Raw genomic sequence first — 25,928 nt, 5'->3', positions numbered from 1 at the left:
TCGCGAGGCGGTTGTTCGCGCCACGCCACAGCCCCGGGTCGGACTCTCCCCGTGAGGCGGATAACGAAAAGGGCGGCCACTGGCCGCCCTTCTTGCTTGTGCGAGGAAAACTCAGAAGACCATGTCGGTCAGGCGCCAGACTTCGTAGGCCGGGGTCTCATAGGGATGCGCCGCCTTCAACGCCTTGACGCTGGCGTGGATGAGCTCGTCGGCCACCACCAGCTCCACTTTCCACTCCGCCACGTGCTCGACCTGGCCGACCTGGCCCAGGTAGGGTTGGCTACCGTCCAGGGGCCGGAACTGGCCCTGGCCAAGGGACTGCCAGCAGCAACTGTCGTACGCCCCGATGCGCCCGCCACCCGCGGCAAACACCGCTTGCTTGACGACATCCAGATGGCTCTCAGGCACATAGAAACACAGCTTGTACATCGTTTTCTCCGCACGAATCGAATGCTGCACGAGGCGGTCGGTGGTTGTGCGACTGCCGACGCCAAATAATGGCACTTTGCCTTGACATGATGAATATTTGACGCTGTCTTTACGACAGATAAGCGCAACATTTGTTCGCCCGTCACAACACCTTCGTGCGGGCGTTCACAGATTTACGTTCAGCCGCGGAAACGCCGCCACCTGGCCTTCAGCCCGGAGGCGGAAGGCGCATGGCTACCGTCGCAATACGGCAGGTCGGCAGAGCACCCGCAGCGGCACAACAGCAACAGGCGCTCGCGGGTCGCGTGGAGCGTCAGGCCGTTGCGGCAGTCGGCGGGACAGTCGGGAAGCGAAGCCGAAGCCCCGCAGGTACAGAGCCGCAAGGTGTTGCCGGGAGAGACCCGGCGAACCTCGGGAAGAAGGTCGGGCGACGAGCTGGAGTCCGCATCGCCCGCCATGCCGGATCAGTCCACCCAGACCCGGGCGTTGCGGAACATGCGCAGCCAGCCGCCGTCTTCCTGCCAGTCGTCCGGGCGCCAGGAATTCTGCACGGCGCGGAACACCCGCTCGGGGTGCGGCATCATGATGGTGACCCGGCCGTCGCGGCTGCTCAGCCCGGTGATGCCGCGCGGCGACCCGTTGGGGTTGGCCGGGTAGGCTTCGGTGACCTTGCCGTGGTTGTCGACGAAACGCAGCGACACGCAGCCGGAAAGGTCGGCCTCGAGCAACGCTTCCTCCGACTCGAACTCCGCATGGCCTTCGCCATGGGCGATGGCGATCGGCAGGCGCGAACCGGCCATGCCCTGCAGGAAGATCGACGACGACTCCTGCACCTGGACCATCGCCACCCGCGCCTCGAACTGCTCGGAACGGTTGCGCACGAAGTGCGGCCAGAACTCGGTACCGGGAATCAGCTCGTGCAGGTTGGACATCATCTGGCAGCCGTTGCAGACGCCGAGGGCGAAGCTGTCCTTGCGCGCGAAGAAGGCCTGGAAGCCGTCGCGGGCGCGGGCGTTGAAGAGGATCGACTTGGCCCAGCCCTCGCCGGCGCCGAGCACGTCGCCGTAGGAGAAGCCACCGCAGGCCACCAGGCCCTTGAAGGCGTCCAGGTCGACCCGCCCGGCGAGGATGTCGCTCATGTGCACGTCGATCGCGGCGAAGCCGGCGCGGTCGAACGCCGCGGCCATCTCCACCTGGCCGTTGACGCCCTGCTCGCGGAGGATCGCCACTTTCGGCCGCACGCCCTTCTTGATGTAGGGCGCGGCGATGTCGTCGTTGACGTCGTAGCTGAGCTTGATCGTCAGCCCGGGGTTGTCTTCGTCCAGCAGCGCGTCGAACTCCTGCTCGGCGCAGTCGGCGTTGTCGCGCAGACGCTGGATCTGGTAGCTGGTCTCGCTCCAGATGCGTTGCAGGATGCGGCGCTGGGCGCTGTAGACGGTCTCGCCGTTGTAGTTCAGGTTGATCTCGTAGCCGTTGACCGGCTGGCCGATCACCGCCACGCAGTCGTCGAGACCGGCGGCGCTGAACTGCGCGAGGACTTCCGGAGTGGCGCCCTCGCGAACCTGGATCACCGCGCCCAGTTCCTCGCTGAACAACACGGCCGCCAGCTCTTCGCGGCTATCGGCCAGGGCATCGAGGTTCAGCTCGACGCCGCAGTGACCGGCGAAGGCCATCTCCAGCACGCTGGTGATCAGGCCGCCGTCGGAACGGTCGTGGTAGGCGAGGATATGGCCGTCGGCATTGAGCCCCTGGATCACCGCGAAGAAGGCTTTCAGGTCCTCGGCGTCGTCGACGTCCGGCACGGCGCGGCCGAGCTTGCCGTGGACCTGGGCCAGGATCGAGCCGCCGAGACGGTTCTTGCCGCGACCGAGATCGATCAGGATCAGGTCGGTCTCGCCCTTGTCCAGGCGCAGTTGCGGGGTCAGGCTCTGGCGCACGTCGGCGACCGGAGCGAAGCCGGTGACGATCAGCGAGACCGGAGAAGTGACGCTCTTGTCCTCGCCATTGTCCTGCCAGCGGGTCTTCATGGACATCGAGTCCTTGCCCACCGGGATGGTGATGCCCAGTTCCGGGCACAGTTCCATGCCCACGGCCTTGACCGTGTCATACAGGCGCGCGTCCTCGCCGGGGTGGCCGGCGGCGGCCATCCAGTTGGCGGAAAGCTTGATGTCGGACAGCTTGCCGATACGCGCGGCAGCCAGGTTGGTGACCGTCTCGCCGATGGCCATGCGTCCGGAAGCCGGGGCGTCCAGCAGCGCCAGCGGGGTGCGCTCGCCCATCGCCATGGCCTCGCCGGTGTAGACGTCGAAGCTGGTGGCGGTGACGGCGCAGTCGGCCACCGGCACCTGCCAGGGCCCGACCATCTGGTCGCGGGCCACCAGCCCGGTGATGGTGCGGTCGCCGATGGTGATCAGGAAGCTCTTGCTGGCCACGGCGGGATGGCGCAGGACGCGCTCGACGCTTTCCTGCAGCTCCAGCCCGGCGGCGTCGAAATCGTCACCCAGCTCGGCCTCGCGGGTGACCGCGCGGTGCATGCGCGGCGCCTTGCCGAGCAGGACTTCCAGCGGCATGTCCACCGGCTTGTTGTCGAAATGGCTGTCGGCGACGGTCAGCTGGCGCTGCTCGATGGCCTCGCCGACCACCGCGAACGGGCAGCGCTCGCGCTCGCAGATGGCCTTGAAGGTCTCGAAGTCGGCGGCATCCACCGACAGCACGTAGCGCTCCTGCGACTCGTTGCACCAGATTTCCAGCGGGCTCATGCCCGGCTCGTCGTTGGGCACCGCACGCAGCTCGAAGCGACCGCCGCGGCCGCCGTCGTTGATCAGTTCCGGCAGGGCGTTGGACAGGCCGCCGGCACCGACGTCATGGATGAAGCTGATCGGGTTGCGCTCGCCGAGCTGCCAGCAGCGGTCGATCACTTCCTGGCAACGTCGCTCCATTTCCGGGTTGTCGCGCTGCACCGAGGCGAAGTCGAGGTCGGCGGAGCTGGCGCCGGTGGCCATCGAAGAGGCGGCGCCGCCGCCCAGGCCGATCAGCATGGCCGGGCCGCCAAGGACGATGAGCTTGGCGCCGACGCTGATCTCGCCCTTCTGCACGTGTTCGTCGCGAATGTTGCCCATGCCGCCGGCGAGCATGATCGGCTTGTGGTAGCCGCGCACTTCCTCGCCGTGAGGGGTAGCGATCTTCTGCTCGAAGGTACGGAAGTAGCCGGTCAGCGCCGGACGGCCGAACTCGTTGTTGAACGCGGCGCCGCCCAGCGGGCCCTCGACCATGATGTCCAGCGCGGTGACGATGCGCTCGGGCTTGCCGTAGGGCACTTCCCAGGGCTGCTCGAAACCGGGGATCTGCAGGTTGGACACGGTGAAGCCGGTCAGGCCGGCCTTCGGCTTGGCGCCGCGGCCGGTGGCGCCCTCGTCGCGGATCTCGCCGCCGGAACCGGTGGAGGCACCGGGGAACGGCGCGATGGCGGTCGGGTGGTTGTGGGTCTCCACCTTCATCAGGATCTGCACCGGCTCGCGGCTGGCGGCGTATTCGCGGGTCTGCGGATCGGGGAAGAAACGCCCGGCGACATGGCCGACGATGACCGCGGCGTTGTCCTTGTATGCGGACAGCACGCCTTCGCGGTTCATCTCGTAGGTGTTCTTGATCATGCCGAACAGGCTCTTGTCCTGGGCCTGCCCGTCGATGTCCCAACTGGCATTGAAGATCTTGTGCCGGCAATGCTCGGAGTTGGCCTGGGCGAACATCATCAGCTCGACGTCGTGCGGGTTGCGCCCCAGTTCGCCGAAGCTCTTCAGCAGGTAGTCGATCTCGTCCTCGGCCAGGGCCAGGCCCAGCTCGACGTTGGCCTTCTCCAGCGCGGCGCGACCGCCGCCAAGCACGTCGACGGCGGTGAGCGGGCGGGGCTGCGCATGGCTGAACAGCTCGGCGGCGCCTTCCAGGCGGTCCAGCACCAGTTGGGTCATGCGGTCATGCAGGCGGGCGGCGACCTGCTGGGCGTCGCTCTCGGACAGTTCGCCCTGCACATAGTAGGCAATGCCGCGCTCCAGCCGGTCGATCTTCGCCAGGCCGCAGTTGCGGGCGATGTCGGAGGCCTTGCTCGACCACGGCGAGATGGTGCCGAAGCGCGGCACCACCAGGAACAGCCGGCCGCTGGGCTCCTGCACCGGCACGCTCGGGCCGTATTTCAGCAGCCGCGCCAGCACCTGCTCCTCGTCGGCGGTGAGCGCGCCGGTGACGTCGGCGAAATGCGCGAACTCAGCGTACAGCCCGGTAACGGCAGGTACGTGCTGGGTCAGTTGCTCGAGCAGTTTGCCGTGGCGGAAAGCGGAAAGGGCGGGAGCGCCGCGCAGGATCAGCATTGTCGGAACAGCCTCTGGAGACGGGAAGGTGTGGGGGCCGGCCGGGCCGGCCCGCAGAGGCCGTGCATTCTACCGTAAAGCACCGTCCGGCGGCACCCGCGCCGATGGCTATCGCATAGCCCTCCATCGGATCCGCGGCGGCCCGCTTCGAAGCACTTCGAGAACGGCGCCGCAGCGCTCTGCGACGGGGCAAGCGAAACGGCGGACGAACGGTATCCCGGCGCTAGCAGAGAAGGTCCCGGCTGTCGAGATATGGCGCCGTCTCGCCTTTGCGTATACTGCGCCGATGTTTGCCCTGACCGCGTACCGCTTACGTTGCGCCGCCTGGCTGTTGGCGACCGGCATCTTTCTGCTGCTTGCGGGCTGTAGCGAGGCGAAAGCCCCTACCGCCCTGGAGCGCGTGCAGAAGGAGGGCGTACTGCGCGTGATCACCCGCAACAGCCCGGCCACCTACTTCCAGGACCGCAACGGCGAAACCGGCTTCGAATACGAACTGGCCAAGCGCTTCGCCGAGCGTCTCGGCGTCGAGCTGAAGATCGAGACCGCCGACAACCTCGACGACCTCTATGCCCAGCTTTCCCGCGAGGGCGGCCCGGCTCTCGCCGCGGCCGGCCTGACCCCGGGACGCGAAGACGACGCCAGCGTGCGCTACTCGCACACCTACCTCGACGTCACCCCGCAAATCATCTACCGCAACGGCCAGCAGCGCCCGACCCGCCCGGAAGACCTGGTCGGCAAGCGCATCATGGTGCTCAAGGGCAGCAGCCACGCGGAGCAGCTCGCCGAGCTGAAGAAGCAGTATCCCGAACTGAAGTACGAAGAATCCGATGCTGTCGAAGTGGTCGACCTGTTACGCATGGTCGACGTCGGCGACATCGACCTGACCCTGGTCGACTCCAACGAACTGGCGATGAACCAGGTGTACTTCCCCAACGTCCGCGTCGCCTTCGATTTCGGCGAAGCTCGCGGGCTGGCCTGGGCCTTGCCGGGGGGCGACGACGACAGCCTGATGAACGAGGTCAACGCGTTCCTCGACCAGGCCAAGAAGGAAGGCCTGCTGCAACGCCTGAAGGACCGTTACTACGGGCATGTCGACGTACTCGGCTACGTCGGCGCCTACACCTTCGCCCAGCACCTGCAGCAACGCCTGCCGCGCTACGAAAGCCACTTCAAGCAGAGCGGCAAGCAGTTGGATACCGACTGGCGCCTGCTCGCCGCCATCGGCTACCAGGAATCGCTGTGGCAGCCCGGCGCCACCTCCAAGACCGGCGTGCGCGGCCTGATGATGCTGACCAACCGGACCGCCCAGGCGATGGGGGTGTCCAACCGGCTCGACCCGAAGCAGAGCATCCAGGGCGGCAGCAAGTATTTCGTGCAGATCCGCAGCGAACTGCCCGAGAGCATCAAGGAACCGGACCGCAGCTGGTTCGCCCTGGCCGCCTACAACATCGGCGGCGCGCACCTGGAAGACGCGCGCAAGATGGCCGAGAAGGAAGGCCTCAACCCGAACAAGTGGCTGGACGTGAAGAAGATGCTGCCGCGCCTGGCGCAGAAGCAGTGGTACGCCAAGACCCGCTACGGCTATGCGCGCGGCGGCGAGACCGTGCACTTCGTACAGAACGTGCGGCGCTACTACGACATCCTCACCTGGGTGACCCAGCCGCAGATGGAAGGCAGCCAGATCGCCGAGAGCGGGTTGCACCTGCCCGGCGTGAACAAGACGCGCCCGGAAGAAGACAGCGGCGACGAGAAACTCTAGCCGCCCCCTCCCCTCAGGATTCTCCGTCGCTTGCCAGCCAGGCGGCGTGCTCGCGCACATCGGTCGGCCAGCCGGCGATCCGCTCGGCGAAGCCCTCGCGATCCCCGGCGAACAGCGCCCGCGTCGCCTCCTCGAAGCCCGGCAGGTCGCCGGCCATCGCATTCATGAAATGGTAGGCGCGCTCCTGCGCCTGCCGCGCACGCCCGGACTGGCTGCGGCGCGCCTCCTCGACCAGCTTGCGCAGCGCCACCGAGGCGCCCCCGGGCTGCGCGGCGAGCCATTCCCAGTGGCGCGGCAACAAGGTCACCTCGCGCGCCACCACGCCCAGCTTCGGCCGCCCGCGCCCGCGCGGCGCGGCCTCCTCCGCCGGTTGCCGCTCGCCTGCGCCGACCAGGCGCGCCAGCAGGTCCTCGCTGGAACCGCGGATATCGAGATCGACGGAGCGCCCAGTGGCATTGTCGAACACCAGCAGCGGCCCGGCAGCACCGCCGGCGACCGCTTGCTTCAAGGCCAGCGCGACCTCCGGCAGCGCCGCCGTCAGCAGCCGGCGCGTGCCGTCGAAGCAGGTGAAGGACTGGACGTATGGATCATTGGCCATGACAGGCTCCCATGGATGGAACGCCCGAATAATACCCGGATATAAATAGAGCGACAATATTATCCGGATAAAATAAATCCCATGAAAAAGGCCGCCCTATGGCGGCCTCTTCCGGCAGCGATGACCTACCAGCCGGCCGGCAGCAGGTTCATGGCGCTGCAAATGGCGTAGGCGGCGCTGGCCAGGTAGATCGTCACGATCACCGCCTGGATCGCCGGATGGGCGATCCAGCCGCATTTCCAGGCCGGCTCGAAGTCGCCGTTCCTGCGCGCCGAGCGCAGCATCAGGATCGGCATGATCGAGAGAATCACTCCGCTGAAGGCCCCGGCGAAGTACAGCGCGTTGACGAAGCCGACCAGCCCGCTGTAGGCCAGGACGAACGGCGGCAGCGCGACGATCGCCAGCACCAGCAGGCGGGTCTTCGGCCGGTTCTCCGGACCGAGCTTGTGGAACTTGTCGAAGATGTTGGTCAGGAAGCTACCGCCCAGGCCCCAGTAGGACGTCAGCATGGCGCACAGGGCGAAGGTGTTGGCGGTGAAGAAGGCCCATTCGCCGAGCGCCTTGCCCCAGGCCAGGGTGGCGACTTCGGACTGGTTCTCCAGGCCGGTCAGGGCGATCACCGAGAGCGGCACGATGCTGAGCAGGACGAAGGTGGTCAGCATCCCGGTGATCACCGCCTTCGGCAGGCGCTCCGGGGCGTGGCTGAAACCACGGGCCATCTCCGGGACGATGTACTGGGCGGAGAAGCAGAACACCGCGATGTTGAATACCGGGACCATGTAGATCCAGTCGCCTTCGAGCAGGCGAGCGAACTCGGTATTGTCGTTGAGCAGGGTGGCCGCCACCAGGATCAGGATCATGCTGACCATGCCGATGCTGATGAACTTCTCGCCCTTGCCGATGGCGCTCAGTCCCAGGTACAGCACGCCGGCGGCCGGAATGAAGAACAGCACGCTGCCCAGGGCCGGGCTGATGCCGAAGAAGGCGCTGAGGATCTTGCCGCTGCCGCTCATGTAGGCGATCAGCGCGCCGATGCTGTTGACCGCCACGGACAGGAAGATCGCCCAGGCGCCGAAGGAGCCGACATAGCGCTGGGCAAGGCCGCTCAACTGGTTGTGGGTGCGCGTGCGCAGGGCGGTTTCCGAGACGTAGAGCATGGAAATGGTGGTGAACAGGCCGGCCACCGCCAGCCAGAGCAGCAATGGCATGAAGCCGGCCTTGCGGCTGGCGTAGGCCATGGACAGCACGCCTGCGCCGATGTTGGTTCCGACGATCATCGCCACCGCCTCGAGGAACGTCAGGCGCTTGACCTCCAGTCCCGAGGAATCGACGGCTTCCGCCCCGGCGTGATCCTGATACTGCTGGACCCGGGTATCACTCATGACAACAACTCCCTGCATTTCGAATTGGCATTGTGCGGGAGGCGGCCAGGACCGCCGTACCGATGGCCTTCTTCGAGGACAATGCAGGGCCGGGAATCGCGGACGCCTCCGGACCGGCCGCGCTTTTCGGCTGCGCGGTCCGGCGGGGGTATCCGCAGGCGGGCTCGCTCTCACCTGAAGCCATTGCCTGCGGGCCGCTTGCTCAAGCGGCCGTGCAAAATATCACACAATTCGACGAAGGAAGCGCGCGGCGACTACGACTTTACGCCTATGCCGATCGTCCGAAATATCCGGATAAATAATTGATGCAGATGGCTTTTGAAGGAGAGGAAGGCGCCATAGCGTGCTTTAACGTTTCAGCCGGAGCGTTCGAAAAGAGAAACATCCGTCAGTCTTCGCGAGACTTCTTCGCCGCTTCGCGCCGCGCGCGGAAGAACGCCGAGAGCGCCTGGCTGCATTCTTCCGCCAGCACGCCGCCCTCGACCATGACCCTATGGTTGAGATGCTCCTGCTCGAAGAATCGCCCACGGCTTTCCACTGCGCCCGACTTGGGCTCGACCGTGCCGTACACCAGGCGCTGGATGCGTGCGTGCACCAGCAGTCCGGAACACATGCTGCAGGGTTCCAGGGTCACATACAGGGTGCTGCCTGGCAGCCGGTAGTTGCCCGCCTCCGCCGCTGCCATGCGGATCGCCAGCATTTCGGCGTGGGCACTGGGATCGTGGCTGCTGATCGGCCGGTTGAAGCCCCGCCCGATGATCTCGCCCTCGCGCACCAGAACCGCGCCCACCGGCACTTCGCCGAGGGCCGCGGCCTTTTCCGCCTCTGCCAGGGCCTCGCGCATGAAATGCGGGTCCCGGCTGCGATCGATGATCGGACGCACACCTTTTACCGTCGGGTAGCCCTTGCCGTTGCTGATCAGCTTAGTCACCCGCACCAGGCCTCGCCGACCGCGATGGTCCCCATCAGGCCGGTCTCCATATGGTCGATGACATGGCAGTGGAACATCCACAGGCCCGGATTGTCCGCCACCAGCGCGACGCGGGCGGTCTCGTTCTTGCCCAGCAGGTAGGTGTCGGTGAAGTACGGGATGATTTCCCGGCGATCCGAATCCAGTACCTTGAAGGCCATCCCATGCAGGTGGATCGGGTGCTGGTACTGCGCCATGTTGCGCAGCTCGAAGATGTAGCTCTGGCCTTCCTTGAGCTTGGCCAGCGGCGGCGCGTTGTGCTTGTGCTCCTCGCCGCCTTCCCAGGCCTTGCCGTTGATCTGCCAGAACGACGGATAGGGATTCTTGCCGCTGGTATCGGACATCGCCCCGACCCACTCGAAACGGAAACCGATCTTCTCGGCATTGGCCAGGTCCGGTTCGCTCACCGGATTCGCCGGCAACGGCTTCGGCCAGTCGCCGGCAGGTGCCTCGGCGCTGGCCACGCTGCGGATCGTCGCCAGGCGTACCGGCCCGTCGCGCAGGGACAGCTCGGTGCCCGCTTCCGGCACCTTCAGCGCCAGCTCCAGGCGCATCCCGGGACCGATCCAGTACTGCCCCTCGAAGCCGCGTGGTTCCACCGGATGGCCATCGATGGCATAGATCCTCGCCTCGCCGTTGGGCAGGTTGAGACGGTAGGTGACGGTGTTGTCGACGTTCAGCAGGCGCACCCGGACGATCTGCCCGGCCGGCAGGTCGATGGTCGGCACATGCTTGCCGTTGATCGTCGAATAGCGCCCGCGGGTGCCTTCTCGCGCGGCCTGGCGCGGCACGCTGAAGGGGGTGAAGGCGCCCTGCTCGTCCACGTGCCAGGTCTTCAGGCAGAGAACCTTCTCGTGGCGGAACCCGGTGGGTTCGCGCTCCTCGATGATCAGCGGGCCGACCAGCCCGCGGCCGAGCTGCTCGCTGCTCATCAGGTGCGGGTGGTACCAATAGCTGCCGGCGTCCTGGGTCTTGAACTGGTAGATGAAGCTCTCGCCCGGCTGCACCGGCGGCTGGGAAATGTACGGTACGCCGTCCATCTCGATCGGCAGGCGGATGCCGTGCCAGTGGATGGTGGTCGGTTCGTCCAGCCTGTTGGTGAAGCGCACCCGCAGCCACTCGCCCTGCTTCGCCCGCAACTCCATGCCGGGGCACTGGCCGCCATAGGCCAGCGCCGGACTGCTGAAGCCCGGGACGATCTCCAGGTCCAGCGGCGCGGCGATCAGTTCGTAGTCGTACTCCTGCGCCACCTGCGGACGCGCCAGCCAGAGGCGCGCGCCGCCGGCGCCGAGGCCGACCACCGCCAGCCCGGCGAGGCCGCCGAGCACTTGTCTACGGGTAAATGTCATGGAGCCTTCACCTTCGCGGGTACTGCGGCTGGGAAATGATAGATTTTCTCATTTCCCAGCCGCGAAGGCGAGCCATCGCTCCGTGCAACTGCCTCTTTGCTGATCCGGAGCAAACGAAAAGGGCAGCCGAAGCTGCCCTTTCCTCTCATCGGCGCGAGCCGATCATTCCCACTCGATAGTCGCCGGCGGCTTGCTCGACACGTCGTAGGTGACCCGGGAGATACCGGCGATCTCGTTGATGATGCGGTTCGAGACCTTCTCCAGCAGTTCATAGGGCAGGTGAGCCCAGCGTGCGGTCATGAAGTCGATGGTCTCCACCGCGCGCAGGGCGACGACCCAGGCGTAGCGACGGCCGTCGCCGACCACGCCGACCGATTTCACCGGCTGGAACACCACGAACGCCTGGCTGGTCTTGTGGTACCAGTCGAAGGCGCGCAGTTCCTCGATGAAGATGTGGTCGGCCTGGCGCAGCAGGTCGGCGTACTCCTTCTTCACCTCGCCGAGGATGCGCACGCCCAGGCCCGGGCCGGGGAACGGGTGGCGGTAGACCATGTCGTAGGGCAGGCCCAGCTCCAGGCCGATCTTGCGCACTTCGTCCTTGAACAGTTCGCGCAGCGGCTCGACCAGTTCGAACTGCATGTCCTCCGGCAGGCCGCCGACGTTGTGGTGCGACTTGATCACGTGGGCCTTGCCGGTCTTGGCGCCGGCCGACTCGATCACGTCGGGGTAGATGGTGCCCTGGGCGAGGAACTTCACGTCCTGCAGCTTGGTGGCTTCTTCGTCGAAGACTTCGATGAAGGTGCGGCCGATGATCTTGCGCTTCTCTTCCGGATCGGCGACGCCGGCCAGGCGGCCGAGGAACTTGTCCTCGGCGTTGGCGCGGATCACCTTCACGCCCATGTTCTCGGCGAACATGGCCATCACCTGGTCGCCTTCGTGCAGGCGCAGCAGGCCGTTGTCGACGAACACGCAGGTCAGTTGGTCGCCGATGGCCTTGTGCAGCAGCGCGGCGACCACCGAGGAGTCCACGCCGCCGGAGAGGCCGAGCAGGACCTTGGAGGAACCGACCTGGGCGCGCACGGTGGCGATGGCGTCGTCGACGATGTTCGACGGGGTCCACAGCGCGGCGCAACCACAGATGTCGAGGACGAAGCGCGAGAGAATGCGCAGGCCCTGCTTGGTGTGGGTGACTTCCGGGTGGAATTGCACGCCGTAGTAGGCGCGGGCATCGTCGGCCATGGCGGCGATCGGGCAGCTCGGGGTGCTGGCCAGGATGTGGAAACCGGCCGGCATCTCGGTGACCTTGTCGCCGTGGCTCATCCACACGTCGAGGCCGAGCACGCCGTCGTCGTCCACGTGGTCCTCGATGCCGTCCAGCAGGCGCGCCTTGCCGACCACGTCGACGCGGGCGTAGCCGAACTCGCGCAGGTCGGAGCCCTGCACCTTGCCGCCCATCTGCTCGGCCATGGTCTGCATGCCGTAGCAGATGCCGAACAGCGGCACCTTCAGGTCGAACACCGCCTGCGGCGCGCGCGGGCTGTCGGCTTCGTGTACCGACTCGGGACCGCCGGCGAGGATGATGCCGCGCGGCGCGAAGGCGATGATCGCCTCGTTGCTCATGTCGAAGGGATGGATTTCGCAATACACGCCGATCTCGCGCACGCGGCGGGCGATCAGCTGGGTGTACTGGGAGCCGAAATCGAGGATCAGGATACGGTGGGCGTGAATGTCTTGGGACATGGCCATCTCTCGCTACGGAATTCGAAAACGACACGGGGCTGAATCGAACAGCCCCGTGCAGCACTCATTTCAATCAGCCTCAACCAACCCGGTAGTTGGGGGCTTCCTTGGTGATCTGGACGTCGTGGACATGGGACTCGGCCATGCCCGCGCCGGTGATCCGGACGAACTGCGGCTGCGTGCGCATCTGCTGGATGTCGGCGCTGCCGGTGTAGCCCATGGCGGAGCGCAGGCCGCCCATCAGCTGGTGGACGATGGCGGACAGGGCACCCTTGTACGGCACGCGACCCTCGATGCCTTCCGGCACCAGCTTCTCGGCGCCGGCGGAGGCGTCCTGGAAGTAGCGGTCGGACGAGCCCTGGGAACCGGACATGGCGCCCAGCGAACCCATGCCGCGGTAGGACTTGTAGGAACGGCCCTGGAACAGCTCGATCTCGCCCGGCGCTTCCTCGGTACCGGCGAACATCGAGCCCATCATCACGCAGTAGGCGCCGGCGACCATGGCCTTGGCCAGGTCGCCGGAGAAGCGGATGCCGCCGTCGGCGATCAGCGGTACGCCGGTGCCCTCGAGGGCGGCGGCGACGTTGGCGATGGCGGAGATCTGCGGCACGCCGACACCGGCGACGATGCGGGTGGTGCAGATCGAGCCCGGGCCGATGCCGACCTTGACCGCGTCGGCGCCAGCCTCGGCGAGGGCCTTGGCGGCCTCGGCGGTGGCGATGTTGCCGCCGATCACCTGGACGTCCGGGAAGGTCTGCTTGACCCAGCGCACGCGCTCGATCACGCCCTTGGAGTGGCCGTGGGCGGTGTCCACCACCACCACGTCGACCCCGGCGGCGACCAGCGCGGCGACGCGCTCGCCGGTATCGGCGCCGGTGCCGACGGCGGCACCGACGCGCAGGCGGCCCTGCTCGTCCTTGGACGCCAGCGGGTAGGTCTTGGCCTTCTCGATGTCACGGAAGGTCACCAGGCCACGCAGGTAGAAGTTCTCGTCGACTACCAGCATCTTCTCGATGCGGTTCTCGTAGAGCTTGGCCTTCATCTCTTCCAGCGGGGTGCCTTCGCGGGCGGTGACCAGCTTGTCCTTCGGGGTCATGATCGCGGCGACGGTATCGCCGGCGTTCGGCTTCACCCGCAGGTCGCGACCGGTGACGATACCGACCAGCTCGCCCTGCTCCACCACCGGGAAACCGGAGAAGCCGTACTCGCGGGCCATCTGCAGCAGTTCGATGATCTTGGTCGAGGGGGTCACGGTGACCGGGTCGCGGACGATGGCCGTTTCGTGCTTCTTGACCTTGCGGACTTCCGCGGCCTGCTGCTCGATGCCCATGTTCTTGTGGATGATGCCGATGCCGCCTTCCTGGGCCATGGCGATGGCCAGGCGGGCTTCGGTCACGGTATCCATCGCGGCGGATACCAGCGGGATGTTCAGTTCGATGCCGCGGGTCAGGCGAGTTTTCAAACTCACGTCCTTGGGCAGGACTTCGGAATAACCGGGGATCAGAAGGACGTCGTCGAAAGTCAGGGCTTCTTGACTGATTCGCAGCATGGCGGGCGCTCCCAGACGGGAAAAATGGAAGCGCGACATTATACCCAGCCACGCGCTTCCGCTCAACGCAGTTGATCGCCGAAAACGGCGAATGGGCAAATATCTTGCAAGGCGCCCGCCAGGCCCCGTTCCGCCTGTCCTATCCCGCATTTGCAGGATGGCAGCGCGGCGGCGGATGGCCGGATACTGCGTACGTCACCCAGCGACCGCCCAGGCGGCGGGACGCCGATTCCAAGAACTATAAAAGTGGGACGGGGGAGAGAATGAAAGGGAGCACTGACCCGCATTCGTCATCCGCAGCCTTGCTCGCGGCGTTCGGCGCCGCCGTGCTGGACATCAACCGGCTGGCGCGCGACAAGACCCTGGAGCGTTTCCATCGCACCGCGCTGGAACGTCTGCAGCAACTGGTGCCGTTCCAGCGTGCCTGGTGGGGCCGCGCGGCGCTGATCGACGGCGTGCCGGTGGAGCACAGCGCACACCTGTTCAACCTCGAAGAGCACTATGTCGAGGACTGGAAATCGATCAGTCACGACGACATCACCGTCGGCCTGGTACACGCCCGCCCGGGCACCGCCGTGGCCGTCGACATGCAGGCCACCGCCGGGCTTCGCTGGCTTGGCGCGCGTCACGACATCGGTGAGCTGCTCTGCGTGATCCACGTCGATCCGATCACCCGCCTCAGCGACCATGTCGCCCTCTATCGCACGCCTGGCGGCCCGCCCTTCGCGGACCAGGAGAAGCTGCTCCTCGGGCAACTCTCGGCGCACCTGGCCGCGGCCGTCTCGGCCAACCAGATCCGTACCCTGGTGGCCCTGCGCGAATCCCTCGAACGCCAGGCTCTGGCCATGGCGGTATGCGACCGCTACGGCGTGCTGCATTGCGCCGAACGCGGCTTCGTCGACCTGCTGCTCGGCGCCTGGCCGGGCTGGACCGGTCCGCAGCTGCCGGAGGAAACCAGCCCGCAGGGCTATCGCGATGCGCGCCTGGTGATCGACTCGCGGCAGGTCGGCGACCTTTACCTGCTCACCGCGCGGCAACCGAGCGCGATCGAACAGTTGAGCAATCGCGAAGGCGACGTCGCCCTGCTGTTCAGCGAAGGCAAGACCTACAAGCAGATCGCCCGCGACCTCGGCCTGGCGCCGAACACCGTGCGCCATCACATACGCACCATCTATTCCAAGCTCGGCGTCAACGACAAGGCGAGCATCGCCCACCTGCTGCACCAGTTCCCGCCTGGCTGACAGCCCTCCACCCCTGCCATCACCGCTTCGACCGCCCCGCCATGGGCGGCATGGGCGCCCTTTCGCCTGCGAAAAGGCGCAACCACCACCGGCGCGACGAACGCCGGGCACACAACGACCGGGGAGACCGACACATGACCCACCGCACCGCCTCGATGGCCGCACCGACCGCCAGCGCCCTCACGCTGCTCGGCATCCAGCTCCTGCTGGGCGCCGAGGCCGGCGCCGCCGACCTCAACGCCCGCGACTTCTTCGGCGCCCCAGCAGGCACCACGCTCGGCGTGCTCTACCTGCCGGCGACCCGCGCCCATGAGTTCCACGGGCCGGCCGATCGCAACGGCATGGCCGAACTGAAGACCAACGCGGTGGCCTACCGCCAGGTGTTCTTCAGCGACATCTGCGGCACTCTCTGCACGCCGCAGTTCATCATTCCCTTCGTCGACATCGATGCGCGCCTGCCCGGCAGCGTCGGGCATACCGGCGAGACCGGTTTCGGCGATCCCCAGGTCGGCGGCACCCTATTTTTCGTCAACGACCCGGAACAGCGCCGCTACAGCGGCCTGCTGACCCTGATCACCCTGCCGCTGGGCGAGTACCACGCGAAGAACCCCGATGTCTCGCCCGGCGCCAACCGCTGGGGCGCCACCTTCGTCTACAACTACACCCAGGGCATCGGCCGCGACTGGGTGCTGGAAGCCAACCTGGAAGCGCAGTTCTACGCGAAGAACGACGACTACTTCGGCAGCGACCTGGAACAGAAACCGCTCTATCGCCTGCAGGCCTTCGCCTCCTACGACTTCAGCCAGAGCACCTACGGCGCCCTCAAACTGGTGCACGCCGATGGCGGCGAACTGAAGCTGCAGGGCCATACCCTCGACGACACCCACCAGCGCTACACCCAACTCGGCTTCGAGCTAGGCCACTGGCTGGACCGGCGCAACAGCCTGATGTTCGGTCTCTCGCGCAACGTCGCCACCGACAATGCGTTCCATGGCAGCCAGGCCCTGTTGCGCCTGGTCCATGTGTTCTGAGGAGGCGCAGCCATGAGCGCTTCCGACAAGACTCTCGCCAGCGCCTCTCCGGCGTCCGGCAACCTCGCGCTGCTCGCGGCCATCGTGGTGTTCGCCGCGATCACCCCGACCATCCTGATGACCGCCCCCGCCGTCGCCGCGCAACTGGCGGCCCAGTGGCAACTGAGCCCGGCGCGGGTCGGCGACCTGTTTTCGGTGGAGCTAGGCGCCATGAGCCTGGCGACGCTGCCGGCCTTCCATTGGCTGAAACGCGTCGATTGGCGCCACGCGGCGCTGCTCGCCGGCCTGCTGTTCATCGCCGCCAACCTGGCCTCGGCGCTGGCCGGCAGCTACCCGCTGCTGCTCGCCCTGCGTTTCTGCAGCGCCCTCGCCGGCGGCTCGCTGATGATCCTCTGCCTGTCCAGCGCCGCCAGCACCGCCACCCCGAGCCGGGTCTACGGGCTCTGGGTGATGGGCCAACTGGTGGTCGGCGCCGTCGGCCTGGCACTGCTGCCGGCGCTGTTCGAACGCTTCGGCCTGGCCGCCTGCTACCTGTTGCTGGCCGGCCTGATGGGCCTCGCCCTGCCGTTGTCGCGGGCCTTCCCCAGTGGCAGCCCGCCAGCGGAAGCCCGCGCCAGTACCGGCGCGGTTCACTCGCGACTGCGGGTCGGGCTGGGTATCCTCGCCGTGCTCACCTTCTATATCAGCCTCAGCGGCGTCTGGACCTTCATCGGCGCCATCGCCGAAGGCGCGGGGATCGGTGCCGGCGCCAGCGGCGAGGTACTCGCCGTCGCCACCCTGATGGGCATCGCCGGAGCGGCCTGCGCCTCCTTCATCGGCAACCGCCTGCCGCGCGACCTGATGCTGCTCGGCGGCTACCTGGCGATGGCCGCGGCGATCCTCCTGCTGATCGGCCAGCCACCGCTGGCGCGCTTCGCCCTGGCCGCGCTGCTGTTCAAGTTCACCTGGACCTTCGCCCTGCCGTTCATCCTCGCCTGCCTCGCCGACCTGGACCGCTCCGGCCGCCTGATGAACGCCTCCAACCTGGTCATCGGCGGCGGGCTGGCCATCGGCCCGGCGCTGGCCGGACGACTCATCGAAGGCAGCGGCGGTTTCCTCCCGCTGCTGCCGATCGCCGCCGGCCTGGCCGGCCTCTCGCTGCTGCTGGCCCTGGCCTGCCGGCCACGCTGAAACCCTTTCTCGAACCACGGATACCCGCCATGACCCGACGTACCGCTTTCTTCTTCGACGAACTCTGCCTCTGGCACGCCGCCGGCCCGCACGCGCTGACCCTGCCGGTCGGCGGCTGGGTGCAACCGCCTGCCGCCGCCGGACACGCCGAATCACCGGAAACCAAGCGCCGGCTGAAAAGCCTGCTCGACGTGTCCGGCCTGACCGCCCGCCTGCAACTGCGCAGCGCACCGCCGGCGAGCGACGAGGACCTGCTGCGCGTGCATCCGGCGCACTATCTGGAACGCTTCAAGGCGTTGAGCGACGCCGGCGGCGGCAGCCTCGGCCAGGACGCGCCGATCGGCCCGGGCAGCTACGAGATCGCCCGGCTCTCCGCCGGCCTGGCCATCGCCGCGCTGGACGCGGTGCTCGCCGGCGAGGCGGACAACGCCTACTCGCTGTCGCGGCCGCCGGGTCACCACTGCCTGCCGGACCAGGCGATGGGCTTCTGCTTCTTCGCCAACATCGCCGTGGCCATCGAGGCGGCCAAGGCTCGCCACGGCGTCGAGCGGGTCGCGGTGCTGGACTGGGACGTGCATCACGGCAACGGCACCCAGGCGATCTACTACCGGCGCGACGACGTGTTGAGCATTTCCCTGCACCAGGACGGCTGCTTCCCGCCTGGCTACAGCGGCGCCGAAGACATCGGCGAGGATCGCGGTCGTGGCTTCAACCTCAACGTGCCGCTGCTTCCCGGCGGCGGTCACGACGCCTACATGCAGGCCATGCAACGCATCGTGTTGCCGGCGCTGGAGCGCTTCCGCCCGCAATTGATCGTGGTCGCCAGTGGCTTCGACGCCAACGCGGTGGACCCGCTGGCACGCATGCAACTGCACAGCGACAGCTTCCGGGCGATGACCGCGATGGTTCGCGACGCGGCCGAGCGGCATGCCGGCGGACGCCTGGTGGTGGTCCACGAAGGCGGCTATTCGGAAGCCTACGTGCCGTTCTGCGGGCTGGCGGTGATCGAAGAACTCAGCGGCGTGCGCAGCGCGGTGCGCGACCCGCTGCGCGACTTCATCGAGTTGCAGCAGCCCAACGCGGCGTTCCGCGACTTCCAGCGCCAGCGCCTCGAAGAGCTGGCCGCACAGTTCGGGCTGTGCCCGGCGCAGCCGCTTCAAGCGGCCAGGTAGCGCCCGACCAGCGCCAGGCCGCTGCACAGCACCAGCCAGGTGACCAGGCGGACGAAGGCTTCACGCGACAGACGCAGGGTCACCCGACGGCCGATCCACAGGCCCAGCGCCATGCCCGGCAGCAGGCAGGCGGCGAGCAGCCAGGGCTCGCGCGCGGCATACAGCCCGGCGAGCAGGAACAGCCCCAGGCGGACGAAGGTGCTACAGCCGATCAACGCGCTCTGGGTAGCGCGCATCTGTTCCTTGCTCGCCAGGCGTCCGTTCAGGTACAGCGCATAGAGGAAGCCGCCGCTGCCGAACAACGCGCCGAACAGCCCGCCGAAGACACCGAACGGCAACGCCCAGGTCGCCCGCCAGCGCGGCTGGCCGCGTGGCTGGAGGAACAGCGCGTAGAGCGCATAGAGACTGACGAACACGCCGAGGGCCAGCATCAGCAGCTCCGCGCGTAGCGCCAGAAGTCCGTACGCCCCGAGCGCACAGCCCAGCAGCATGCAGGGCAGCAGACGCTTGAGTTCAGTGACGGCGATCTGCCGCCGCGCCGGCAGCCAGTTGCCGAACGACGCGCTGAAATCCAGCAGGACCAGCAGCGGAATGATCTGCGACAGCGGCAGCACCCCGGCCAGCAACGGGCCGGCGACCAGCGCGGTACCGAAGCCGGCGATGCCGAACACCACATAGGCGAGGACGATGGCCAGTTCGACCAGCAGCCATTGCCATAGGCTGAACGGCAGGGCGGCGAACAGGACTGACGGATCGAGCGAGGACATGGCGGCTCCCGGAACGACGACCTGCGCACTCTAGCGAGCGCAACGGCGCGCCAGCCAATACAATCCGAGTCCTGTAGCCATCTCGAAAAGGCATGGAAAGTCTTCCGATGATCTCTTTGCGGCAACTCCATTATTTCGTCGAAATCGTCGAGTCCGGCGGCTTCAGCCGTGCCGCCGAACGCCTGTTCGTCGCCCAGTCGGCGCTCAGCCGGCAGGTGCGCGAACTGGAGGACAGCATCGGCACCCCACTGCTCCGCCGCGGTCCGCGCCAGGTCGAGCTGACGCCGGCCGGTCGCGCCTTCCTGCCACGCGCGCAGCGCCTGCTCGGCGACCTGGAGGCCGCCCGGCGCCTGGCTCGCGAGGTCGGTGAAGGCGGCCATGGCCTGCTGCGCCTGGGGCACTCCAGCTCGGTGCCGCTGGTGGGCGGCCTGCAAGCGGCGCTGCGCGGCTACCTCGCGGCGCAGAGCGGCGTCCGCCTGGAACTGACCCAGCAATCCTCCGAGCAGCAACTCGCCGATCTCGCCGAAGGACGCCTGGACCTTGGCCTGCTGCGCCTGCCGGTGCTGCGCCAGCATCCCCGGCTGCACCTGCGCGCCCTGTACCGCGAGCCGTTGCTCCTGGCTCTCGCCGCCGACCATCCGCTGGCCCGCCGTGAAGCCCCCGTGGCCCTGGCCGCCCTGGCCGGAGAAACCTTCGTCTCCATTCCCCACCTGCAACGCGGCGGCCTCAGCTATCGCGCCGCCGAACTCTGCCTCGGCGCCGGTTTCTACCCACGCCCGGCGCGCGCGCTGTCGCGCAAGACCAGCCAGTTGCAACTGATCGAGGCCGGCTTCGGCGTCGCCCTGGTGCCCGCCTCGATGCGCGCCATCGCACCGCCCGCCGTGCGCTTCATGCCTCTGGCCGAGGCCGAGGCATACAGCGAGGTGGCGCTGGCCTGGCGTCGCGACGATAGCCCCCTGGTGGAAGGCTTCGTCGAATATTTCCTGGAGAATCTGCCGAACGAAGCCAAGGATTGATCGCACATCCCGGTGCGCCGCCTTATCATGCCGCCCATGCGTAACGATCCCTTCCAACGGCTCGGCCTCGATCGCGAGGTGCTGACCGTCAGCCAACTGAACCAGCGCGCCCGCCTGCTGCTGGAAGACGTGTTCCCGCAGGTCTGGGTCGAGGGCGAACTGTCCAACCTCGCCCGGCCGGCCTCCGGCCATGTCTACTTCACCCTCAAGGACAGCAACGCGCAGATCCGCTGCGCGCTGTTCCGGCAGAACGCCCTGCGCGTACGCCAGGCCTTGCGCGACGGGCTGGCGGTAAAGGTGCGCGGGAAGATCTCGCTGTTCGAGGGACGCGGCGACTACCAGTTGATCGCCGATACCGTCGAGCCGGCCGGCGACGGCGCCCTGCGCCTGGCCTTCGAGGCATTGAAGGAAAAACTCGCCGGCGAAGGCCTGTTCGCCAGCGAACGCAAGCGTCCGCTGCCCGCCCATCCGCGCCGCATCGGTATCGTCAGTTCGCCCAGCGGGGCGGTGATCCGCGACATCATCAGCGTGTTCCGCCGCCGCGCACCGCAGGTCGAGCTGACCCTGGTGCCCACCGCAGTGCAGGGCCGCGAGGCCGTCGCGCAGATCGTCCGCGCGCTGCAACTGGCCGACCGGCAAGGCTTCGACGCGCTGATCCTGGCCCGGGGCGGCGGTTCCCTGGAAGACCTCTGGTGCTTCAACGAAGAAGCGGTGGCGCGCGCCGTGGCGGCCTGCGCCACGCCGATCGTCAGCGCGGTCGGCCACGAGACCGACGTATCGATCAGCGACTTCGTCGCCGACGTGCGCGCCCCGACGCCTTCGGCCGCCGCCGAACTGCTGGCGCCCAACGCCGGCGACCTGCAGCAGCGTCTCGACGGCCTGCGCCGGCGCCTGGTGCTGCGCATGCGCGACCAGTTGCTGCGCGAACGCCTGCGCCTGGAAGGCGTCGCCCGCCGCCTGCGCCATCCCGGCGAACGCCTGCGCCAGCAGGCGCAGCGCCTGGACGACCTGGACATGCGCCTGCGCCGTGCCTTCGAGCGCCAGCTGGCGGTCCGCCACGAACGCCTGGTCCGCCTGGAGACGCGTCTCGCCGCACAGCATCCGGGCCGCACCCTGGCGCTGCTCCGGCAGAAGCTCGACAGCCTCGCCGCGCGCCTGCCGCGCGCCGCCCGCGAGGTACTGAAGGATCGTCGTCAGCGCCTCGAAGGACTGGCGCAGACGCTCAACGTGGTCAGCCCGCTGGCGACCCTGGGCCGCGGCTACAGCATCCTCCTCGACGAGCGTGGCCGGGCGATCCGCGATGCCGGCCAGACCCAGCCGGGACAGCGCCTGAAGGCGCGCCTGGCGGAAGGCGAACTGGAGGTGCGGGTCGAGGACAACCACCGGACGCCGGTGACCCTGTCGCTGCTGGACTGAGCCGCGATGATCCGCCTCAGCCAGCGCGCCCTGGCCTACCTCAACGAGGTGATCCACCACGGTTCTCTTCGCCGCGCCGCCCAGCACCTGAACATCGACCCCTCGGCCATCAGCCGGCAGCTCGCCAGCCTGGAGGAACATCTCGGCGTGCGCCTCCTGCAACGCACCCCGCAAGGCGTGGCGCCTACCGAGGCCGGCGAGCTGCTGGTGGCGCACTACCGCCAGCAACGGGCCAACGAAGAGGGCGTGCTGTCGCGTCTGTCGGCCCTGCAGGGGCTGCGCCAGGGCAAGGTGCGCCTGGCGGTCGGCGAGGGCTTCATCGCCGACCTGATCTCCCAGCCATTGCAGAGTTTCATCCTGCGCTACCCCGGCATCGAGCTGGAGGTCCGCATGGCCGGGGCCAACGAAGGCGTGGCGCTGGTCAAGGAAGACGCCGTCGACCTGGCCCTGGTCTACGCCCCGGTCGAGGACGGCGAGTTGGACGTGCACGTCGACACCCGCCAGCCCCTCGACCTGATCATCCCCGCCAACCATGCCCTCGCCGGACACCGCGGCGCGGTGCCGATGCGCGCGCTGCGCAACGAGTCGCTGGCGTTGATCCACAACAGCACCGGCATGGGCCAACTGGCGGTGATCGCCGCCCAACTGGAGCGCATCGAGCTAAGGCCGAAGCTGCGCACCAACTCGGTGGCGGTGCTGACCAATTTCGTCAAGTCCGGCATCGGCGTGGCCTTCATGCCGGAGTTGACGGTCAGCCACGAGATCGAGGCCGGGCATATCCGTTGCCTGCCGCTGGCCCACCCGGCGCTGCGCGACGCCCGCGCGCGGATCGTCAGCCACAAGGGCCGCGAGCTGACCGTGGCGGCGATCGCCTGCCTGGAACACCTGCGCCGCGGCATGCGCTTCTTCAGTGGCGACGCGCCCGGGCTCTCGCAGCGCTGAGGCGTTGTCTTTTTCGCATCACGTCCGGACTTGAATAGTCAACGAGACAACGGCTAGCGTTGCTTCGCTTTCGTGCGAGCACCCGGCCCCGCGCCCCGACAAGAAGTGCCGCCGATCCCCCGACCGTTCGGACTGCCATAAGGAAAACAACATGCACACGAATCCGCGCCGCGGCCTCGCCCGCCGCTTCGCCGCCGGACTGCTGGCCGCCGCCCTGGGCCTGGGCGGCAGCCTCGCCCAGGCCGCCACCACCCTCAACCTGAGCTATAACGGCGCCGCCGACAGCGAGAAGAACCTGGTGCACCTGTTCGCCAGCAACCTCAAGCGCCTGGCCGAGGAAAAGAGCGGCGGCGAACTGCAGTTCAAGCTCTACCCCAACAGCATGCTCGGCGAAGAGGAGCAGCGCATGGAACAGGTGATGACCGGCCCCGGCCTGAACATCGCCTCCTTCGCCGGGATCGCCCCGCTGTTCCCGGAGATCTACGTCAGCGCCACGCCCTTCATGTTCAAGGACGCCGCCGCGGCCCACGCCTTCTTCGACAGCGGCAGCTACTGGCAGGCCGCCCGCGAGGCCTTCCGCGAGCGCACCGGCACCGAGCTGCTGGCGGTGGTCGAGGAAGGCGGCTTCCTCAACTTCACCAACGGCAAGAAGCCGATCCACGGCCCGGCGGACTTCCAGGGCCTGCGCTTCCGCGCCATGGATCCCAGCCAGGTGGCGCTCTACGAAGCCTTCGGCGCCTCCGGCACGCCGATCCCCTGGACCGAGCTGTACATGGGCCTGCGCACCGGCGTCGCCGACGGCCAGATGAACCCGACCTCCTACATCATCCTCGGCAGCCTCTACCAGGTGCAGAAGTACCTGACCCTGGCCAACATCCAGTACTCCGACCAGTTCCTGGTGGCCAACGGCGAGCTGCTCGCCGGCCTCCCGGCGAAGGCGCGCCAGGCCCTGCTCGACGCCGCCGCCGAAGCCACCCGGCTGAACCGCGAGGCGGTCGCCGCCCAGCAGGAGCACGACCTGGCGTTCCTCAAGGAAAAGGGCATGCAGATCATCCAGCCGTCCGCCGATGACCTCGCCGCCTTCCGCGAGAAAGGCCAGCCGTCCTACCTGGCCTGGCTGAAGACCCAGGACATCGAGCCGCGCTGGACCGAGATGGCCTTCCGCGACGCCGGTCTCGCCACCGCCCCCTGACCTTCGCGCGTCGCCCCCGACGGCCGCCGCCGTCGGCCGGGCGCGCCTGTCCGACTTTCCGGAGTACCTCCCATGCCGTCATTGCTCAAGGGCATGCGCGCCGCGTTGCTGAACCTCGCCACGCTGCTGTTGCTGCTCGACCTGGTCCTGCTCATCTACGGCGTGTTCGCCCGCTACCTGCTCGGCAGCTCGCCGATCTGGATGGACGAACTGGCCCGCTACCTCATCATCGGCGCAGTAATGCTGGCGCTCGGCGCGGTATGGATGGAAGGCGGGCACATGCGCGTCAACCTGCTGGAACAACGCCTGCCGCCGCGCCTGGCGCAGGTCCTCAGGCTCTACCAGTGGCTGCTGGCGCTGGCCTTCTTCGCCTTCGCCGCCTGGGTCAGCACCCGCTACGCGCTGAACGCCGGGCGCTTCCGCAGCCTCGGCCTGGGCGTCAGCCGCACCTGGCCGTTGCTCAGCCTGCCGCTCGGCTTCGGCCTGCTGACCCTCATGCTGTTGCTCCAGGGGCCCTGGCCGCGGCAGCCGGCCAGCACCACCGTCGAGGGAGGGACGCAGGCATGATGGCCATCGCCATGATCGCGGCCTTCGTGGTCAACCTCCTGCTCGGCCTGCCGCTGTTCCTCTGCCTGCTGCTCACCGCGCTGGTGGGGTTCCTCTTCGTCGACCCGGCGCTGTTCGCCAACACCCTGCCGCAGCGCTTCTTCGGCGGCATGGACATCTTCTCGCTGATGGCGATCCCGCTGTTCGTGCTGGCCGGCAACCTGATGAACCATTCCGGCATGACCCCGCGCCTGATGCGCCTGGCCAACGCCCTGGTCGGCCACTTCCGCGGCGGCCTCGGCCACGTCAACGTGGTCGCCGGGGTGTTCTTCGCCGGGGTCAACGGGTCCGCCGCGGCCGACGCTTCGGCACTCAGCACCCTGCTGGTGCCGGCCATGGAAAAGGAAGGCTACTCGCGGCGCTTCGCCGCCGGGCTGACCGCGGGCAGCTCGCTGATCGGTCCGATCATCCCGCCGAGCATCTTCATGATCCTCTACTCCTCGCTGACCAACACCTCGGTGGGCGAGCTGTTCCTCGCCGGGGTGATTCCCGGCCTGCTGCTGGCCGCCGCCTTCATGCTGCTGAACGCGGTGTACGCCTACCGCAACGGGCTGCAGGCGCGCCATGCGGCACCGGCCTGGGGCGAGATCCTGGCGGCGCTGTCCGGCGCCCTGACCGCGCTGATCGCGCCGGTGATCATCGTCGCCGGAATCGTCCTGGGCCTGGTCACGCCCACCGAGTCGGGCGCCCTGATCGCCCTCTACGTGGCGCTGGTCGGCCTGCTCCAGCGCCAACTGAGCCTGGTCGGGCTGTGGAACTCGCTACGCGAGACGGTACGCCTGACCGCCAGCATCTACGTGATCATCGCCGCCGCTTCGGTGGTCAACTGGTTGCTCAACTACGCCCAGGTCGCCAGCGAGTTCGCCCAGTTGCTGGAGCCGTTCGGCCACTCGCCGACCCTGATGCTGTTCATCATCAGCGCGGTGATCTTCGTCTGCGGCATGCTCATGGAAGAAGTCTCGGTACTGATGCTGCTGACGCCGATAGTCGCTCCGGTGGCGCTGGCCGCCGGCGTGGATCCGGTGCACCTGGGGCTGATCTTCACCCTGAACATCACCATCGCCCTGATCACCCCGCCAATGGGCGCCTGCCTGTTCATCGTGGCGACCATCAGCCGCCTCGATATCCTGGAAATGTTCAAGGGTATCTGGCCGTTCATCCTGCTGGCCCTGGGGGTACTCTCGCTGCTGATCCTGTTCCCGTCCCTGACCCTGTGGCTGCCACGCCTGCTCAATTGA

General features: G+C 67.6%; 22 protein-coding genes. 12 read left to right on the top strand and 10 right to left on the bottom strand.

What is annotated here, in order from left to right:
• Positions 1-111: 111 nt before the first annotated feature.
• The 3 genes from HMPREF2924_RS29625 to purL all read right to left on the bottom strand — a co-directional run bounded on the left by HMPREF2924_RS29625 (position 112) and on the right by purL (position 4,790).
• Positions 112-429 carry a YqfO family protein gene (locus HMPREF2924_RS29625; RefSeq protein WP_003092679.1) on the bottom strand — a complete coding sequence of 106 codons (318 nt, stop codon included), beginning with the start codon at positions 427-429 and terminating at the stop codon, positions 112-114.
• A gap of 179 nt (positions 430-608) precedes the next feature.
• Positions 609-887, bottom strand: a complete 279-nt coding sequence (locus tag HMPREF2924_RS35175; RefSeq protein ID WP_071543063.1) for a CDGSH iron-sulfur domain-containing protein — start codon at positions 885-887, stop codon at positions 609-611.
• Between the two features lie 6 nt (positions 888-893).
• Positions 894-4,790 (bottom strand): phosphoribosylformylglycinamidine synthase, encoded by a 3,897-nt coding sequence (gene purL, locus HMPREF2924_RS29620; protein ID WP_003129846.1) that lies wholly within the window; start codon positions 4,788-4,790, stop codon positions 894-896.
• A 286-nt stretch (positions 4,791-5,076) separates the two neighbouring features.
• Here purL and mltF point away from each other — a divergent pair, with 286 nt between their 5' ends.
• On the top strand, positions 5,077-6,549 hold the full coding sequence (mltF, locus tag HMPREF2924_RS29615; RefSeq protein WP_003104806.1) for a membrane-bound lytic murein transglycosylase MltF: 1,473 nt from the start codon (positions 5,077-5,079) through the stop codon (positions 6,547-6,549).
• A gap of 13 nt (positions 6,550-6,562) precedes the next feature.
• On the opposite strand, the gene HMPREF2924_RS29610 is transcribed toward mltF, so the two are convergent.
• Both HMPREF2924_RS29610 and HMPREF2924_RS29605 read right to left on the bottom strand, forming a co-directional pair.
• The gene (locus HMPREF2924_RS29610; protein ID WP_023094557.1) at positions 6,563-7,147 is read right to left on the bottom strand and encodes a DUF2239 family protein; all 585 of its coding nucleotides are present in this window, start codon (positions 7,145-7,147) and stop codon (positions 6,563-6,565) included.
• 125 nt (positions 7,148-7,272) lie between these two features.
• Positions 7,273-8,529, bottom strand: a complete 1,257-nt coding sequence (locus HMPREF2924_RS29605; protein ID WP_003092694.1) for an aromatic amino acid transport family protein — start codon at positions 8,527-8,529, stop codon at positions 7,273-7,275.
• A 62-nt stretch (positions 8,530-8,591) separates the two neighbouring features.
• Between HMPREF2924_RS29605 and HMPREF2924_RS35170 the strand changes: the two genes are divergently transcribed.
• On the top strand, positions 8,592-8,831 hold the full coding sequence (locus HMPREF2924_RS35170; RefSeq protein WP_152959661.1) for a hypothetical protein: 240 nt from the start codon (positions 8,592-8,594) through the stop codon (positions 8,829-8,831).
• 86 nt (positions 8,832-8,917) lie between these two features.
• On the opposite strand, the gene tadA is transcribed toward HMPREF2924_RS35170, so the two are convergent.
• The 4 genes from tadA to guaB form a co-directional block, all read right to left on the bottom strand.
• A complete protein-coding gene (gene tadA / locus HMPREF2924_RS29600; RefSeq protein ID WP_003129811.1) occupies positions 8,918-9,466 on the bottom strand; it encodes a tRNA adenosine(34) deaminase TadA in 549 nt (182 codons plus the stop codon).
• On the bottom strand, positions 9,457-10,848 hold the full coding sequence (locus tag HMPREF2924_RS29595; RefSeq protein ID WP_003129809.1) for a multicopper oxidase family protein: 1,392 nt from the start codon (positions 10,846-10,848) through the stop codon (positions 9,457-9,459). The genes tadA and HMPREF2924_RS29595 overlap by 10 nt, the downstream gene beginning before the upstream one ends.
• A 162-nt stretch (positions 10,849-11,010) precedes the next feature.
• Positions 11,011-12,588, bottom strand: a complete 1,578-nt coding sequence (gene guaA, locus HMPREF2924_RS29590) for a glutamine-hydrolyzing GMP synthase (RefSeq protein WP_003105901.1) — start codon at positions 12,586-12,588, stop codon at positions 11,011-11,013.
• A 79-nt stretch (positions 12,589-12,667) separates the two neighbouring features.
• Positions 12,668-14,137: an IMP dehydrogenase gene (gene guaB, locus HMPREF2924_RS29585; protein ID WP_070700848.1), complete on the bottom strand. Its 1,470-nt coding sequence runs from the start codon at positions 14,135-14,137 to the stop codon at positions 12,668-12,670.
• 263 nt (positions 14,138-14,400) lie between these two features.
• Here guaB and HMPREF2924_RS29580 point away from each other — a divergent pair, with 263 nt between their 5' ends.
• The 4 genes from HMPREF2924_RS29580 (at position 14,401) to HMPREF2924_RS29565 (ending at position 18,751) form a co-directional block, all read left to right on the top strand.
• Positions 14,401-15,378 (top strand): helix-turn-helix transcriptional regulator, encoded by a 978-nt coding sequence (locus HMPREF2924_RS29580; RefSeq protein WP_003119304.1) that lies wholly within the window; start codon positions 14,401-14,403, stop codon positions 15,376-15,378.
• A gap of 134 nt (positions 15,379-15,512) precedes the next feature.
• Positions 15,513-16,409, top strand: a complete 897-nt coding sequence (locus HMPREF2924_RS29575) for a transporter (protein WP_003129806.1) — start codon at positions 15,513-15,515, stop codon at positions 16,407-16,409.
• Between the two features lie 12 nt (positions 16,410-16,421).
• A complete protein-coding gene (locus HMPREF2924_RS29570) occupies positions 16,422-17,579 on the top strand; it encodes an MFS transporter (protein ID WP_003092718.1) in 1,158 nt (385 codons plus the stop codon).
• A 29-nt stretch (positions 17,580-17,608) separates the two neighbouring features.
• Positions 17,609-18,751, top strand: a complete 1,143-nt coding sequence (locus tag HMPREF2924_RS29565) for a class II histone deacetylase (protein ID WP_003113816.1) — start codon at positions 17,609-17,611, stop codon at positions 18,749-18,751.
• Here the strand turns inward: HMPREF2924_RS29565 and HMPREF2924_RS29560 are convergent.
• Positions 18,736-19,518: a sulfite exporter TauE/SafE family protein gene (locus HMPREF2924_RS29560; RefSeq protein ID WP_003129803.1), complete on the bottom strand. Its 783-nt coding sequence runs from the start codon at positions 19,516-19,518 to the stop codon at positions 18,736-18,738. The genes HMPREF2924_RS29565 and HMPREF2924_RS29560 overlap by 16 nt on opposite strands.
• A gap of 107 nt (positions 19,519-19,625) precedes the next feature.
• Here HMPREF2924_RS29560 and HMPREF2924_RS29555 point away from each other — a divergent pair, with 107 nt between their 5' ends.
• The 6 genes from HMPREF2924_RS29555 (at position 19,626) to HMPREF2924_RS29530 (ending at position 25,928) form a co-directional block, all read left to right on the top strand.
• The gene (locus HMPREF2924_RS29555; RefSeq protein WP_003129802.1) at positions 19,626-20,534 is read left to right on the top strand and encodes a LysR family transcriptional regulator; all 909 of its coding nucleotides are present in this window, start codon (positions 19,626-19,628) and stop codon (positions 20,532-20,534) included.
• A gap of 36 nt (positions 20,535-20,570) precedes the next feature.
• Positions 20,571-21,950 carry an exodeoxyribonuclease VII large subunit gene (xseA, locus tag HMPREF2924_RS29550; RefSeq protein ID WP_003113813.1) on the top strand — a complete coding sequence of 460 codons (1,380 nt, stop codon included), beginning with the start codon at positions 20,571-20,573 and terminating at the stop codon, positions 21,948-21,950.
• A 6-nt stretch (positions 21,951-21,956) separates the two neighbouring features.
• Complete coding sequence (locus HMPREF2924_RS29545) at positions 21,957-22,892, top strand: LysR family transcriptional regulator (protein ID WP_003092728.1); 936 nt, start codon at positions 21,957-21,959, stop codon at positions 22,890-22,892.
• Between the two features lie 151 nt (positions 22,893-23,043).
• Complete coding sequence (dctP, locus tag HMPREF2924_RS29540; protein WP_003129800.1) at positions 23,044-24,084, top strand: TRAP transporter substrate-binding protein; 1,041 nt, start codon at positions 23,044-23,046, stop codon at positions 24,082-24,084.
• Between the two features lie 72 nt (positions 24,085-24,156).
• Positions 24,157-24,651 carry a TRAP transporter small permease gene (locus HMPREF2924_RS29535; RefSeq protein ID WP_003092732.1) on the top strand — a complete coding sequence of 165 codons (495 nt, stop codon included), beginning with the start codon at positions 24,157-24,159 and terminating at the stop codon, positions 24,649-24,651.
• Positions 24,648-25,928 (top strand): TRAP transporter large permease, encoded by a 1,281-nt coding sequence (locus tag HMPREF2924_RS29530; protein WP_003092733.1) that lies wholly within the window; start codon positions 24,648-24,650, stop codon positions 25,926-25,928. Before HMPREF2924_RS29535 ends, HMPREF2924_RS29530 begins: the two co-directional genes overlap by 4 nt.

Origin of the sequence: Pseudomonas sp. HMSC063H08 (assembly GCF_001813645.1) — a bacterium.
In the GTDB taxonomy this organism is placed as follows: domain Bacteria; phylum Pseudomonadota; class Gammaproteobacteria; order Pseudomonadales; family Pseudomonadaceae; genus Pseudomonas; species Pseudomonas aeruginosa.
The sequence above is the reverse complement of the archived record's forward strand: the minus strand, read 5'-3'. Positions and strand labels throughout refer to the sequence as shown.